Source organism: Selenomonadales bacterium 4137-cl (assembly GCA_032334055.1).
GTDB lineage: Bacteria > Bacillota > Negativicutes > Sporomusales > UBA7701 > Anaeroselena > Anaeroselena agilis.
The window spans coordinates 2727724-2740974 of the sequence record JAUOZS010000001.1; the positions used below are offsets into that span (position 1 = coordinate 2727724).

Here is a 13251-nt window from a genome sequence, read left to right on the forward strand (position 1 = left end):
GCTGTCCGACCGCGACCACCGTCGTCAACGGTCATCCATGACCGATGACTCCTCGCCCGGCCGTCCATGGCCGGGCGTGTGGCGTCGGGCAGCCGCTTCGCCAACGGCGCGTATACATCCTCCACAAAGTCGCGGGTCGTATACGGCCCTGCTATTCCCCGTTCTCTTGCGCCGTTTTCCTCAGTCGGAAGCCGTGGCCGGTGGAGATGCCGCGGCCGATGGCGGTGATTTTGCCGGTGATGCAGGAGCGGCACTGGGCCGGGGTGTCGCCGACGCAGATTTTGCCGGGGTAGAGGGCGTAGTGGCGGCGGTAGTCGCCTTCGGTGACGTTTGGCATGACGACGTTGGCGCCGCTTTGGAGGGCGATCATGCGGCCGTTTTTGTCGAGGGTTTCCATGGCGGTGGTGGCGGGGATGTTGATGTCGGGCAGCAACAGTCTTATTATGGCCATGACTTTGAGGCTTGATGTGAAGGCGCCGCCGGCGGCCGCGGCGAGGGGGGTGTCGGGGTTGGGGATGAAGGGGCCGACACCGATCATGTCGGCGTCAATTTCCTGGAAAAAGAGGATGTCGTCGGCGAGGGATTCGAGGGTCTGGCCGGGCAGGCCGATGAGGCAGCCGGTGCCGAGTTCGTAGCCGAGGGAGCGGAGGTCGCGCAGGCAGCGAAGGCGGTTTTCGAAGCTCATGCCGGGGTCGAGGTCTTCGTAGAGAAGGCGGTCGGTGGTTTCGATGCGCAGGAGGTAGCGGTCGGCGCCGGCCTGTCGGTAGGCGGCATATTCGTCGCGGCTTTTTTCGCCGATGCTGAGGGTGACGGCGACGCCGAGTTTTTTGATTTCGCTGATGATGTGGCGGAGGATGTCGACGGTGTAGTAGGGGTCTTCGCCCGACTGGAGGACGACGGTGCGGTAGCCGTATTCCTTGGCTTTGCGGGCGAGGTCGATGATGGCGTCGGGCTCCATGCGGTAGCGGACGACGTTGGTGTTGTCGCGGCGGAGGCCGCAGTAGTGGCAGTTCTGGCGGCAGGTGTTGGAGAATTCGATGAGGCCGCGCAGGTGGACTTCGTCGCCGACGTAGCGGCGACGGACCCGGTCGGCGGCGGCGAAGATTTCCTGCGTATGGGCATCGTCGGCGAGAAGGGCGACGATTTCCTGCTTGGCGAGTTTGTGGGTGTTCTCGGCTTTGGCGATGATGGCGGCGATGTCCATGGCGGGCCTCCTCCCGGACGGTGATTTGTTATTATTATACAACAATTCCTATCGGATTGCTATGGATTTTGGGGTAGGCGGGTGTTTTTGTTTTTAGTTTATGCGCGGGATGGGCTTGTCACGCAGCCTGCCGCTAAACGGGCGTTTGCCAGCGTACCCGGAATGTACGCTAGCAAACGCCCGGCGGAAAAGCGCGCCCCTGTTAGCGCTTCAGCGGTTTGCGGGGCGGCCTGCCCCTTGCACCGTGGATGGGGCTTATCAGCGGCTGCCCTGGTAAGAGAGCACGCGATCGCGGGTTTTTTGCCAGACTTTTTCTATTTCCGCGAAGTTCATGTTGGGGACGTAGTAGGTTTCGAGCTCGTCGTGGAGGGTTTTGGCGCGTTTGATGCAGGCGACGCTTTTGACGAACAGTTCCCAGAAGAGGTCCTGGGCGTAGGTGACGTCGTCGGCGCGGGCGGCGACGATGTCGCTTTTGCGGCATTCGCCCATGTCGATGGTGAGTTCGGGCTGGCGGGCGGCGTGGTAGGGGTGCGGCAGGAAGGAGGTGGTGACGGCGACGTCCAGGGCGGGAATGACGGCATGCTCGGGTTTCTCGGGGTCGAGGGGGCAGTAGAAGGCTTCGACGTCGAGGCCTTTGGCGAGGGCGTCGTCGATCACTTTGCGGACGAGGGTGCTTTTGCCGCAGCCGGGGTCGCCGGCGATGACGAAGCAGCGGCCTGTGGGCCAGACGGAGGAGTCGAGGTAGTTAACCATGCCGTCGGGGGTGATGGCGGAGGCGAACAGTTTGCGGAGACGTCCGGCACCGACGGTGTCGCGGCCGCCGAAGACGGCGGCGAGAAGCTGCCGGGCGCGCTCGTTGGCGGCGGCGTGGTCGAGGGCTTCGGCGTTGGCGGCTTCCCAGTCGTCGTAGAGGGCTTTGGCGGCGCGGAGGAGCCGGTAGGCGCGCTGGAAGCTCCGGCCGATTTCGGCGGTGCAGGCGATTATCGGCCGTTTGTTGGCAACCATGCCGCGCTGGTCCCAGAAGTCGCCGAGGTGGATGATTTCGTCGACGCAGCCGGGGTGGCGGGGGTCGACGACGTGAGGGGCGGTGCCGTCAATGAAGGCGACGCCCAGGGCGGGGACGACGACGCCGTCGAGGGAGCCGTTGTCGCTGGAGCAGTGGTGGTGCTCGATGTCGTGGCCGCGGGCAAGAAGCTCCTCCCCCATCCGGCGCATGAAGGTGGATTTGCCGGTGCCCGGGCCGCCTTTCATGATGAAGATGCGGTTGGCGTCGGCGGGTATTATGTAGTTGTAGTAGGAGAAGAAGCCCTGGGGGGTGTTGCCGCCGGGAAACAGGTGACGAATCTTTCCCTCTCTCATAAAAGCAGGTTATCCCCTTTCACGGCGCCTGTCGCGCAGACGCCTCTAGTGTACCAATATGATATGCGGCGACGGCGAAACTGCCACTGAGGCAAAACCGCAGCCCCCACAATTGTGGGGGCTGCGGTTTTTTTGGGGAGACCGGGCCGGGCCTTGTATGGCGGAGACCTGAGGGACGCCGCGGGGAGGGCGCCGAAAATTCGCGGCAGGGGAATAATGCCATGAGGCGAATAGTGATTAGTACGGGGGACAAAACCATAATCTCCGCCGCGCAGGAAATACTAAGGCAGAATACTTGCGGGCGACGGACGGGATTCGCCGCGCGTCCGCCGATTGGAGGCCGGAATGGAATCGATCCTCGGTTATGTTGCCGTCTTTTTCGCCAGGGTCGCCGACATGACGCTGGCCACCATCCGCACGCTGATGGTGATGCGGGGCCGAAAGCTCATGGCTGCAGTGATCGGCTTCGCCGAGGTGCTGATTTATGTCGTGGCTCTGAAGTTCGTCCTGGAAACGCTCAACGATATTCCCAGCCTGATTTTTTACGCGCTCGGGTTCGCCGCCGGCAACGCGGCCGGCTTGTGGGCCGAGGAGCGGCTGGCGCTGGGGTATTACGTGATGCAGGTGATCACGGGCCGCGACGCGGTCGCGTTCGCCGCCGGGCTCCGCGAGCGGGGCTTCGGGGTGACGATTTTCCCCTGCCAGGGCCGCGAGGCCTGCTACGACTTGCTGAGCGTGGTTTTCGAGCGGCGGCGGCTCAATGAGCTGGAGGATGCGGTGCGCGACTGGGACCCGAAGGCGTTCGTGACGGTGACGGATACGCGCACTATCCGCGGCGGGCACTTTTACCGCAATAAGTAAAAAATCGCTTGCATAACGCAAGCGATTTTTTATGTTTGGTGTACGCGCTTATCCGCGGCCGTGGCTTTACCAGCGACGGCTGGAGCCGCCGCCGCCCCCCGATCCGCCGCCAAAGCCTCCTCCGCCCCCTCCCCCGCCGCCGCGGCGCATGAGAAGGGCGAGGATGAGCCAGGTGAACTGGCCGCCGAAGAAGACCCAGTCGAGGATGAAGAGGCCGAGGGCGCCGGCGAGAAGAAGGATCTTGCCCCACCAGGGCAGGCTGTCCCACCAGGGCGCTTCGCCGGCCCGCTGGGGCCGGGAGACGGTTTTCTTTTTGTCACCGTCGATGGTGACGCCGTATTCCTGGGCGGCTTCCTGGACGACGGCGAGGTAGCCGTTGTAGATGCCCCGGTCGTAGTCGCCGCGCTGGAAGTAGGGGAGCATGTATTCGTCCTGGATGCGGCCGGTTTTGGCGTCGGGCAGTCTCCCTTCGAGGCCGTAGCCGACTTCGATGCGGGAGGCGCGGTCGTTGACGGCGACGAGGATGACGACGCCGTTGTTTTTGGCTTTGTCGCCGACGCCCCATTCCCTGAGGATGGCGAGGGCGTAGTCTTCCGGTGTCGCGCCGTCGGTGCTTTTGACGACGACGGCGACGACGTGGGCGGTGGTTTTGCCTTTGAGCTGGGAGCCGAGGAAGTTTATTCTCGTTTTGGCGTCTTCGCTGAGGACGCCGGCGTAGTCGCGGACGAAGAGGCTGCCTGATGTGGGCGCGGGCGGGATGGCAGGCTGGGCCCACGCCGCTGCGCCGGTAAGCAGGAACGCTGCCAGCAACAGGCAGGCCAGCCATTTTTTCATCATTTTATCCCTCGCTTTTGGCCGGGGCTAGAATTTTACCTGGGGTACCTGTTTGGCGCCTTCCTCGGCCCGGAAGTATTCCTTGGGGCCGAAGCCCATCATGCCTGCGAAGATGGTGGTGGGGAAGGAACGGATTTTGGTGTTGTAGCCCTGGACGGCGTCGTTGTAGTCCTTGCGGGCGACGGCGATGCGGTTTTCGGTGCCGCTGAGCTCGTCCATGAGGGCGCGGAAGTTCTTGTCGGCCTTGAGGTTGGGGTAGTTTTCGACGACGACCAAGAGGCGGGAAAGGGCGGTGTTGAGTTCGCCGTTGGCCTGAGCTTTGGCGGCGGGGCCTGCGGCGCCGGCGAGTTTGGCGCGGGCGTCGGCGACGGCGGCGATGGCCTGCTGCTCGTGGGCGGCGTAGCCTTTGACGGTGCTGACAAGGTTGGGGATAAGGTCGGCGCGGCGCTGGAGCATGTTTTCGATCTGGCTCCATTTGCCGTTGACGTTTTCGTTCATGCCGACGAGGCCGTTGTAGCTTGAAATGCCGAAGACGACGAGCAGGGCGACTACGGCGATGACGATCCAGAGAGATTTGTTCACTGTTTTACCTCCTGTTTGGGTTTGGGTACTTTTCCATTATAGCATAAAAGCGCTAGTCGGACCAATCGGCCGTCGGATTGTTTTTATCCAGGAAGAACGTTTCCGTCTTGCAGCCGAGGCTGGCGGCGGCGGCGGTGAGTTCGTCGCGGGCGGCGAGGACGGCGTTTTTGTTGAGGTCGGCGAAGCCGTCGATGGGAAAGAAGATGTCGCGGGAGTCGGCCTCGATCTTGGCTTTGTCGCCCTGCCGCCAGACCCAGCGGCGGGTGCGGACCTCGAGGCCGTCGGCGTAGACGATTTCGCCGGGGGGGACTTCTTCGGCCGCGGGGCTGCCGAAGGGGGTGAAGATGTCGCCCGGCCGGCTGAGGCGGAGGTGGATGTCGCCGGCCATACGGCCGATGTCGTGGGCGCCGATGGGGAGGATGTGTTTGAGGGAGACGGCGTTGCCGAGGTCGACGACGCTGTTGATGCTGGGGATGTGACCGGTTTTGAAGGCGCGGGTGTGGAGGGCCTCGACCGAACTGGCGAATTTGTTGGGGTTGAGGCCGAGTTTGGTGAAGGCGTCGCGCCATGCGGCGATGTAGGGGTGGCTTTTGACGCCGTCGGGGAAGTTGGCGCCGGCGGCGGCGAGGGAGGCGGCGAGCTTGTCCGCGACGGCGGGCTGGTCGCCTTGGGGGAAGCCTTTGGCGACGACTACGCCGAAGCAGGCGGCGGGAAAGAGGTCGAAGATTTCGGGGGCGACGATGAATTTCATGTGGTCAGCTCCTTTGTGATGGTTGGTTGGTATATTGCAAGCGGAATTTCACCTCGCCGCTTGCTTGTCTGCGGCTGGTCATGTTTAAGGCTTAGGCCGTTCAGAAAGCCCTGGATGCAAGGCGCACCGGAGGATGGCCCGCGCCGGCGTACTTGGTTGCGTACGTCAAGCGGGCCATCCGAGGAGCAACGCCGCAGACAGGGCTTTATCAACGGCCGTAACGCTCATGGTGGATGCGGGTGGGGTCGAACCGGTCCACCCTCCCCCCCTGCTCGGCCGGGTGGCCGACGGCGACGATGGCGAAGGGGACGATGGTGTCGGGGATGGCGAGGAGGCGGCGGACGCCTTCGACCCGTTCGGCGACGGGATGGACGCCGAGCCAGCAGGTGCCGAGCCCAATGGCGGCGGCGGCGAGGAGGATGTTCTGGGTGGCGGCGGCGCAGTCTTGGATCCAGTAGTCGACCGGGTAGCGGCTGCGGGCGGTGTCGGCGCAGACTACGATGGCGACAGGGGCCTGCCTGAGCATCTGGGAGTAGGGATGGACGCGGGTTATTTCTTCGCGGGTTGCCTGGTCGGTGACGACGATGAATTCCCACGGCTGTTCGTTGCCGGCCGACGGGGCGGCCATGGCGGCGGCGAGCAGTTTGTCGACCGCGCCGGCTTCGACGGGTCGGTCGTCATAGCGGCGGATGCTGCGGCGGGTGAAGATGGCTTCCATATGATCAGCTCCTTGGTTTTTTTGTTTTTTGGGTCCAGGGGCGGAAGGCTTTTATGCGCGCGAGGAGGGCCCCGGCGTCGCCGTCGAAGGTGATGGCCCGGTCGTCGATGATGACTTTGGCGGGCGGTTTTTCGTCGGTGACGGCGTCAACGGCGATGCCGTGCGCGGCCAGCCAGCGCTCGATGGCGGCGATGCCGCCCGGCTGGTAGCAGCGGGAGGAGACGATGACGACCCGGTAGTATTTCCTGATATTCGCTATCGCTTCTTTTATCCCCTCCACGGGCGGGTCGGGGATGTTGCCGGCGCCCTGCCAGCCGCTGGCGTAGCTGTGGACGACGCCGTCGAAGTCGAGGATGACGGTGGGTTTGAAGGGCATGGCTTTCACCTCGCGAAACATTATTGCCCATTCCCGTTCCGCCCATGCGTGGCGGTTTTTTCGCGCCGCCGGGCAAACTAGCTCCGGGAGGTGATTTCGATGGTCGGAAGCGATGACAGGGACTTGCGGGGCGAGGTGGCGGCGCGTCAGGACGCAGGCCCGGACGGGGCCGCGATTCTGGAGGAGGATGTGTACGCCAAGCAGGAAAGGCTGTTCACGGAGGGGACGTCGGAGATGCCGTCGTAGCGTCTGCCGCAATTTGCCAGCGCCGGACGGAGATTAGGCGGCGGCTTTCCGGCGCACAATAAGCCCGAGGGGGTTGATAGGCCGGGAAGGCCGCGGGCCTGGACGCGGGGCGGCGCGCGCGTCCCGGAATGTCAGCCCCTGCGGATGCGTTGGCCCGGAAGCCGGGCGAGGGGGTGAGCTGTTTTGGAGATGAAGTACGACCACGCCGAGCCCGACCCGTATCCGGACGCCGGCCAGGCGAAGCGCCGGCGGCTGGAGATGCTCGATATCAGGCCGGCGGTGACGGTGTACAAGCCGCCGGAGGAGTAAACGGGGGCCGCGGAAGCGGCCCCTTTTTGACGGGTCGTTGCTGAAGCCAGTCCGCGGCGCTTGGTTAGCCGACTGCGGCCAGCAGGGCCGCCATCGCCGTCGCCAGGCCGGCGAGAGCGCCAAGGTTGGGCTCTTCTTTGGCGGCCTCGGCTTCGCTGAGCCTGGTGAGAAGGTCGAGGGATTGCAGAGCGATGGTTTTCCGGGTCAGGTCGTAGTTGTCGAGCTGGTCGGCCAGCAGGCCGGCGGTTTGCCGATTTTTACCCATTTGTGCCACCTCCGTTTTTTCCCATTGTATGAGCGCCTGAGCGGCGCGGTGACGGCTGCGGACATGGCAGCGGCGGCCCGGAAGGCGGCGGAAGAGGATTTTGCGCGCAAAATGGGGGATTTTCTATTGACTTGTATCCTTCCATGTGCTACATTTTCTGTAAGCCATATCAATTTTCTTTTCCTGTCGATGTCTGTGTGTAAACACAGACCCTTTTTTTGCCCGGCGCGGGAATACTAAGCCGGGAGGTGATGGTATGAGCGACCGGGATCGGAGCGAGTATGTCCGGTTTCCCGAAAAGGTGAAGACGGGCGGTTCTCTCGGGTCGGCGACGAAGATGGTGGCGGCGGCGCGGCGGGCGGAGCGGACCGGGCAGCGGCTGGGCGATGCGCCGGCGGCGACGGTGTCGCAGGATGCGTTCGCGGCCGCGGAGGAAGTTGAGGAGAAAGGTTAGCGGAGCGCCATAGCAGATGGGCTTTGGTCAAAGACCTGGAAGAAGAAGGGGACCGAAGTCGGAAGGAATAATGCCTCTTGCCGCTTAATACCTACATAGTTAGGTATGGCAGGAGGTATTTTCATGTCCACGGGGATTGTTATATCGAGAAAAGGGAAGATCGCCCTGGCGGCCGGGCTGGTTGCCGTGTTCGCCCTGGGCTTGTGGTGGAATTCGCTGCTGGCCAGGATGGCTTCCGCCGCCCAGGACCAGTTGGTGGCAAAGGCGAACGAGCATGTCGACGGCAAGGTGACGGTCGGCAAGATGGAGTTTTCGCTGTCCGGGTCGCTGGTGGCGCGGGATGTTACGGTGACCGACCGCAAGGACGCGGTGGTGGGCCGGAGCGAGCGGATCGCGGTTAGGTTCGGGGTCGGCGATGTGCTGGCCGGGCGCGCCGATTTGTCGGCGGTGAAGAGCGTGACGCTGGAGAACGCGGCGATGACGCTGACGAGCGGCAAGGACGGCCGCTGGAACTGGGAGGAATTGATCAAGGCCGGCAAGGACCGGGAGATGGCTTTCCGCGGGACGGTGACCGTGAAGCAGGGCACGCTGCTGGTGCGGTCGGCGGGCGGTGAGCGTAAGCTTGAGGCGGTGAACGGGAGCGTCGATTTCGCGCGCTATCCGGCGATGGCTTTCGATTTGACGGCCAAGGCCGGCAGCACGCCGCTGGCGGCGAAGGGGTCGTGGACCGGGGGCGGCGACGGCGAGGTGACGGTGATGGCCGACCAGGCCGCGCTGGCCGATCTGCCGCTGGCGCTGCTGGGAGCCGGCGATCTGAAGCTGACGGGCGGCACGGCGAAAAACGTGTCGGCGACGGTGAGGCAGAAGGACGGCAGGCTGAGCCTGGCGGCCGAGGGAACGGTGGAGAAGCTGGCGGCGTCGGTGGCGGGGTACGCGCTGAGCGAGGGCGCCGGCAAGGTGAGCATGGCGGACGGCAAGGTGACGCTGAAGGAGGCGGCGGTGCTGGTCAACGGCCAGAAGGTTACGGCCGGCGGCACGCTGACGCCGGCCGACGCCGCGCTGACGCTGAATCTCGACGTCGCGGCGACGGCGTTCGAAGCCGGGGCGCTCGGTTCCACGCCGCTGAAGGGGCCGCTCGCGTTCCAGGCGAAGGTTTCGGGAACGACGGCCAACCCGGCGGCCAGAGGGACGTTTACGATGGACCGGGGGAGCTTCGGGGCGGTGGCGTTCGCGGACGGCCGCGGCAGCTTCGCGTATTCCGGCGGGACGCTGACGCTGTCCGATACGCGGGCGACCGCCTGGGACGGCGCGCTGACCGTGCAGGGGAGTATCGTGCCGGCGACGCAGCAGTACGATATGGCGGCGAGCGGCCGCGGCGTGGATGCGGCGCTGCTTTCCGAGAAGGATATCCGCGGCCGGACGGATTTCGACGCCCGCCTGCAGGGTAAGGGCGCCAGCGGCGGTCATGCCGTGGGCAACTTCAGTATGGGCGAGGGGTCGTTTTCGGGAATCCCCTTCCTGTCGATGACCGGCGATTTCGTGAAACAGGGCGAGCAGATGAATTTTCATAACGTGGTGGTTAATACGGTGGGCGGCTCGTTCTCGGCCGAGGGTCTGACGGAGGGCGCGGTGGTAAGGCTGCGCCGCACGGCGGGCACGACGGCGGCGTCGCCCCGCGAGGTGCTGGAGAAGGTGGTCACCGATAAGCTCGGGGACAAGCTGAAGCAGTTTCTGCCGGGAAGGTAGACAGGTAAAGGCCCGCGAAAAATCGCGGGCCTTGTGTTTTGTCAGGTTGCAGACGACGGGGGCGGCCAGGAGCAACGCCGCAGATGGGGCTTTATCGGCAACCGGAAATTCAATACCAGTTTACGGCGGCGAGGCCGAGGTATTCCTTGAGGGCGAGGGTAAGCTGGCCGGCGGCTACGGGGGTGGGCCAAAGGTCGGTGTGGTGGAAGGCGCGGCGGATGTTTTCCTGGTAGTCGGTGGGATACGGGAGGACGGCGACGCCGGCTTTCCGGAACTGACGCACGGCGCGCTCCATGTGGTAGGCGGAGGTTACGAGGATGGGGCGCGTGTAGCCGCGTTCGGCCAGGATGGCGGCGGTGTAGCGGGCGTTGTCGCCGGTGTTCAGGCTGGCGGTTTCGGCGATGATTTTGTCGCCGGGGACGCCGAGGCTGAGGAGGATGGAGCGGGCGATTTCGGCTTCGACGCCGCCGGTGGCGAAGACTTGGCCGCCGGAGTAGATGATGGGGACGCCGAGTTTGTGGTGGAGCTGGAGGCCGGTGAGGAGGCGGTTGGCTGACGAGCCGTAGAGGTGGCCGCCGGTGCCGAGGTTGGGGGTGTCGAGGGTGGCGCCGCCGCCAAGGACGATGATGACGTCGCCGCTGACCCGGGTCGGCGGGGTGTGGCGAGCTTCGAGGGAGTGGACGAGGGGGCCGCTGACGAGGCCGATGCTGGCCAGGTAGAGGAGCCCGGCGGCGAGAAGGGCGGCGCGGGCGAGGGCGCGGCTGCGCCGCCGCCACCAGGCGAAGATGAGCAGGGCGAGGATGAAGAGGCCGGGCGGGAAGAGGAAGACGGTATAGAGAAATTTCACGAGATACACGGCTGTCAGTCCTTTCCGGCGCCGTTGGCCAGTGGATTCCCAGGGCGGGTGAAAAACCGCCCCGCCACGGATGGCGGGGCGGTCGGGGGCGCGGTGTCAGTCGCCGGTGACCTCGGAGAAGCCGATGACGGTCACGAGGTCGTCTTCGGTAAGGTTCTTCTGGTAGATTTGCTCGAAGAGGGCGATGAGTTCCTCGACGCTTTTGAGGTCCGGGTTCTGGTGGGCGAGGTCGTCTTTGGTGAGTTCGGCGAAGCGCTTGACTTTGACGCGGTCGAGGAAGGCGCTGTAGAGTTTGCGTTTCGGAGCGTATTTCTTGCCGACGGTAATCCAGACGACGGAGTTTTCAAGGTATATGTTGCTGATGTCGCCGAGGCGGACGGTGTAGTTCTTCTTGCGTTCGACGAGGAGCTTTTCGTGAAGTTCGGACTGGAAGTTGAGCGCCAGCATTGGTTATCCCCTCTCCGTTCGGCGTCGCGCCGTTTTGTTAACATTATACACTATTTGACCGGCCGGTTGAAGAGGCAAACGCTTTATTCGCCGCGGTCACATATGGGCCCGTGACTGCGTGTCCGGTCCGCGAAGGTTTTTGGGGGCGGCACATGGTCGCTGACAATGAATAAAATTGACGATGGAGGAATAATTTTTCTGTTTTCCCTTGACTATTGGCCAATATTAGGTTATAGTTTAAGAGCCCATATATAGGCTAGGGAAGTTTCATTAGTCCTTCTCAAACAGGGTCCAATGAGTTCTCAATCAATCTATTTGGGTAAAATTTTTGAGGAGGCTATATCGATAATGAGTCAAGACAAAACCCTGACCTGCCGCGATTGCGGCGCCGACTTCGTGTTCACCGCTTCGGAGCAAGATTTCTTCGCCGAGAAAGGCTTCACCAACGAGCCCGGCCGCTGCCCCGAGTGCCGCGCGGCCCGCAAGGCCCAGAACCGCGGGATGAGCCGCGGCGGCGGTTTCCAGCAGCGCGAAATGCACGATGTTGTGTGCGCCGCCTGCGGTGTGGAGACCCAGGTTCCCTTCCGTCCGAGCAGCGACCGTCCGGTTTACTGCCGCGACTGCTTCCAGGCCAACAAGCGCTACTAGGAAGACAAATCCCCCGCCGCACGGCGGGGGATTTTAAATTCGGGCATCCTTTCAGTTGGAGAATCCCTCGCCGCGCGGCGGGGGATTTCCTTTTTCCGGCGCGGGAATACTAGCGATACCTTTACAACCGGGAGGAGGAAACTAGTTTGGATAGATTCAGGGCGTTGGGGGTCGGCGACAAGACCGTGAGGGCGCTGAGTGAGATGGGGTTCGAGGAGCCGACGCCGATTCAGGAGCAGACGATACCGGTGCTGATGGCGGGGCGGGATCTTGTCGGTCAGGCGCAGACGGGGACGGGGAAGACAGCGGCGTTCGGCATTCCGCTGCTGGAGAAGGTCGGCCATAGCGCCGCGGCTTTTCAGGGGATGGTGCTGACGCCGACGCGCGAGCTTGCCATCCAGGTGGCGGAGGAGCTGAACAGGATCGGGCAGTTCTCCGCCGCTCACGCGCTGCCGGTTTACGGGGGGCAGGATATCCGGCGCCAAATCAAGGCGCTGCAGAGGCGGCCGCAGATTATCGTGGCGACGCCGGGACGGCTGATGGACCACATGGAGCGGCGGACGATCAGGCTGGACGAGACGCGGACGGTGGTGCTCGACGAGGCGGACGAGATGCTGAATATGGGGTTTATCGAGGATATCGAGCGGATTCTGGCGGCGATGCCCGCCGAACGGCAGACGGTGCTTTTCTCGGCGACGATGCCGCGGGCGATCCAGAATCTGGCGCAGCGGTTCCTGCGCGAGCCGGAGCATATCAGCATCAAGGCCCGGGAGGTGACGATTCCGTTGGTCGAGCAGCGGTACGTGGAGCTTCATGACCGCGAGAAGTTCGATGTGCTGTGCCGTCTGCTCGATATCCAGGCCCCCGAGCTGTCGATCGTTTTCGGCCGGACGAAGCGCCGCGTGGATGAGCTGGCCGAGGCTTTGAAGAAGCGCGGCTATTCGGCGGAGGGTATCCACGGGGATCTGACGCAGACGAAGCGCGATGTGGTGCTGCGGCAGTTCCGCGAAGGGGTGACGGATATCCTGGTGGCGACGGATGTGGCGGCCCGCGGTCTGGATGTGAGCGGGGTGAGCCATGTGTATAATTTTGATGTCCCGCAGGATGCGGAGAGTTATGTGCACCGCATCGGCCGCACGGGACGGGCGGGGCAGACGGGGATGGCGGTGACGTTCGTCATTCCCCGCGAGCTCGAGCATCTCCGTTCGATCGAGCGGATGACGCGGCGCAAGCTGGCGCGGATGGCGGTGCCGACGCTTACGGACGCGGTGGAGGGCCAGCAGCGCCTGGCGGTGGAGAAGCTGCTGCGCCAGGTGGAGGAAGGCGGCGCGGAGCCGTACAAGGGCAGGGCCGAGGAGCTCCTGGGCGAGCTTGATTCGGTGTCGCTGCTGGCGGCGGCGCTGAAGATGCTGACGAAGGAGCCGGTGACGACGCCGGTGAAGATCACGGAGGAGGCGCCGCTCAGGGGGCGGTACGGCGGGAACCGGCGGCATTCGCCCGGCGGGCCGGGAAGCGGGTTCGCGCCGAAGGCGAAGGCGGGCGGGTTCAATCCGAAGGCGCGGGTCGGCGGCGAGAAGGCGTGGAAGTATTAGGAG

17 protein-coding genes are annotated in these 13251 nt (G+C 64.1%); 7 read left to right on the forward strand and 10 right to left on the reverse strand.

The window, feature by feature from the left end; all coding sequences use genetic code 11:
* Window positions 1-151 precede the first annotated feature (151 nt).
* The gene (hydE, locus tag Q4T40_14390; protein ID MDT8902435.1) at window positions 152-1204 is read right to left on the reverse strand and encodes a [FeFe] hydrogenase H-cluster radical SAM maturase HydE; all 1053 of its coding nucleotides are present in this window, start codon (window positions 1202-1204) and stop codon (window positions 152-154) included.
* Window positions 1205-1462: 258 nt separating this feature from the next.
* Complete coding sequence (locus tag Q4T40_14395; protein ID MDT8902436.1) at window positions 1463-2563, reverse strand: PRK06851 family protein; 1101 nt, start codon at window positions 2561-2563, stop codon at window positions 1463-1465.
* A gap of 345 nt (window positions 2564-2908) precedes the next feature.
* Here Q4T40_14395 and Q4T40_14400 point away from each other — a divergent pair, with 345 nt between their 5' ends.
* Window positions 2909-3424: a DUF5698 domain-containing protein gene (locus Q4T40_14400; GenBank protein ID MDT8902437.1), complete on the forward strand. Its 516-nt coding sequence runs from the start codon at window positions 2909-2911 to the stop codon at window positions 3422-3424.
* Window positions 3425-3490: 66 nt separating this feature from the next.
* Here the strand turns inward: Q4T40_14400 and Q4T40_14405 are convergent, their stop codons facing one another.
* The 5 genes from Q4T40_14405 to Q4T40_14425 form a co-directional block, all read right to left on the reverse strand.
* On the reverse strand, window positions 3491-4261 hold the full coding sequence (locus Q4T40_14405; GenBank protein ID MDT8902438.1) for a TPM domain-containing protein: 771 nt from the start codon (window positions 4259-4261) through the stop codon (window positions 3491-3493).
* A gap of 24 nt (window positions 4262-4285) precedes the next feature.
* Window positions 4286-4840, reverse strand: a complete 555-nt coding sequence (locus tag Q4T40_14410) for a LemA family protein (protein ID MDT8902439.1) — start codon at window positions 4838-4840, stop codon at window positions 4286-4288.
* Window positions 4841-4892: 52 nt separating this feature from the next.
* Window positions 4893-5591, reverse strand: coding sequence for a phenylalanine--tRNA ligase beta subunit-related protein (locus Q4T40_14415; GenBank protein ID MDT8902440.1), 699 nt, complete (start codon window positions 5589-5591; stop codon window positions 4893-4895).
* Window positions 5592-5799: 208 nt separating this feature from the next.
* Window positions 5800-6309: a nitroreductase family protein gene (locus Q4T40_14420; protein ID MDT8902441.1), complete on the reverse strand. Its 510-nt coding sequence runs from the start codon at window positions 6307-6309 to the stop codon at window positions 5800-5802.
* 4 nt (window positions 6310-6313) lie between these two features.
* The gene (locus tag Q4T40_14425; protein ID MDT8902442.1) at window positions 6314-6706 is read right to left on the reverse strand and encodes a hypothetical protein; all 393 of its coding nucleotides are present in this window, start codon (window positions 6704-6706) and stop codon (window positions 6314-6316) included.
* Window positions 6707-6784: 78 nt separating this feature from the next.
* On the opposite strand from Q4T40_14425, the gene Q4T40_14430 reads away from it, so the two are divergent.
* Together Q4T40_14430 and Q4T40_14435 are read left to right on the forward strand one after the other, a co-directional pair.
* A complete protein-coding gene (locus Q4T40_14430; GenBank protein MDT8902443.1) occupies window positions 6785-6931 on the forward strand; it encodes a hypothetical protein in 147 nt (48 codons plus the stop codon).
* 183 nt (window positions 6932-7114) lie between these two features.
* A complete protein-coding gene (locus Q4T40_14435; protein MDT8902444.1) occupies window positions 7115-7240 on the forward strand; it encodes a hypothetical protein in 126 nt (41 codons plus the stop codon).
* Between the two features lie 64 nt (window positions 7241-7304).
* On the opposite strand, the gene Q4T40_14440 is transcribed toward Q4T40_14435, so the two are convergent.
* On the reverse strand, window positions 7305-7505 hold the full coding sequence (locus Q4T40_14440) for a hypothetical protein (GenBank protein ID MDT8902445.1): 201 nt from the start codon (window positions 7503-7505) through the stop codon (window positions 7305-7307).
* A 256-nt stretch (window positions 7506-7761) separates the two neighbouring features.
* On the opposite strand from Q4T40_14440, the gene Q4T40_14445 reads away from it, so the two are divergent.
* Together Q4T40_14445 and Q4T40_14450 are read left to right on the forward strand one after the other, a co-directional pair.
* Entirely contained in the window at window positions 7762-7959 is a 198-nt protein-coding gene (locus Q4T40_14445; protein MDT8902446.1) for a hypothetical protein, read from the forward strand.
* 123 nt (window positions 7960-8082) lie between these two features.
* Entirely contained in the window at window positions 8083-9705 is a 1623-nt protein-coding gene (locus Q4T40_14450; GenBank protein MDT8902447.1) for a hypothetical protein, read from the forward strand.
* A 109-nt stretch (window positions 9706-9814) separates the two neighbouring features.
* Here Q4T40_14450 and Q4T40_14455 read toward each other — a convergent pair whose 3' ends face one another.
* Together Q4T40_14455 and Q4T40_14460 are read right to left on the reverse strand one after the other, a co-directional pair.
* On the reverse strand, window positions 9815-10561 hold the full coding sequence (locus Q4T40_14455; protein ID MDT8902448.1) for a YdcF family protein: 747 nt from the start codon (window positions 10559-10561) through the stop codon (window positions 9815-9817).
* A 96-nt stretch (window positions 10562-10657) separates the two neighbouring features.
* A complete protein-coding gene (locus Q4T40_14460; GenBank protein ID MDT8902449.1) occupies window positions 10658-11008 on the reverse strand; it encodes an ASCH domain-containing protein in 351 nt (116 codons plus the stop codon).
* 348 nt (window positions 11009-11356) lie between these two features.
* Between Q4T40_14460 and Q4T40_14465 the strand changes: the two genes are divergently transcribed.
* Together Q4T40_14465 and Q4T40_14470 are read left to right on the forward strand one after the other, a co-directional pair.
* Window positions 11357-11656 (forward strand): zinc-ribbon domain containing protein, encoded by a 300-nt coding sequence (locus Q4T40_14465; protein MDT8902450.1) that lies wholly within the window; start codon window positions 11357-11359, stop codon window positions 11654-11656.
* Window positions 11657-11802: 146 nt separating this feature from the next.
* A complete protein-coding gene (locus Q4T40_14470) occupies window positions 11803-13248 on the forward strand; it encodes a DEAD/DEAH box helicase (GenBank protein ID MDT8902451.1) in 1446 nt (481 codons plus the stop codon).
* Window positions 13249-13251 lie beyond the last annotated feature (3 nt).

Coding starts and splice junctions, on each gene's coding strand:
- hydE (MDT8902435.1), bottom strand. CDS start 1,204: ATGGACATCGCCGCCATCATCGCCAAAGCCGAGAACACCCACAAACTC.
- Q4T40_14395 (MDT8902436.1), bottom strand. CDS start 2,563: ATGAGAGAGGGAAAGATTCGTCACCTGTTTCCCGGCGGCAACACCCCC.
- Q4T40_14400 (MDT8902437.1), top strand. CDS start 2,909: ATGGAATCGATCCTCGGTTATGTTGCCGTCTTTTTCGCCAGGGTCGCC.
- Q4T40_14405 (MDT8902438.1), bottom strand. CDS start 4,261: ATGATGAAAAAATGGCTGGCCTGCCTGTTGCTGGCAGCGTTCCTGCTT.
- Q4T40_14415 (MDT8902440.1), bottom strand. CDS start 5,591: ATGAAATTCATCGTCGCCCCCGAAATCTTCGACCTCTTTCCCGCCGCC.
- Q4T40_14420 (MDT8902441.1), bottom strand. CDS start 6,309: ATGGAAGCCATCTTCACCCGCCGCAGCATCCGCCGCTATGACGACCGA.
- Q4T40_14425 (MDT8902442.1), bottom strand. CDS start 6,706: ATGTTTCGCGAGGTGAAAGCCATGCCCTTCAAACCCACCGTCATCCTC.
- Q4T40_14430 (MDT8902443.1), top strand. CDS start 6,785: ATGGTCGGAAGCGATGACAGGGACTTGCGGGGCGAGGTGGCGGCGCGT.
- Q4T40_14440 (MDT8902445.1), bottom strand. CDS start 7,505: ATGGGTAAAAATCGGCAAACCGCCGGCCTGCTGGCCGACCAGCTCGAC.
- Q4T40_14445 (MDT8902446.1), top strand. CDS start 7,762: ATGAGCGACCGGGATCGGAGCGAGTATGTCCGGTTTCCCGAAAAGGTG.
- Q4T40_14450 (MDT8902447.1), top strand. CDS start 8,083: ATGTCCACGGGGATTGTTATATCGAGAAAAGGGAAGATCGCCCTGGCG.
- Q4T40_14460 (MDT8902449.1), bottom strand. CDS start 11,008: ATGCTGGCGCTCAACTTCCAGTCCGAACTTCACGAAAAGCTCCTCGTC.
- Q4T40_14465 (MDT8902450.1), top strand. CDS start 11,357: ATGAGTCAAGACAAAACCCTGACCTGCCGCGATTGCGGCGCCGACTTC.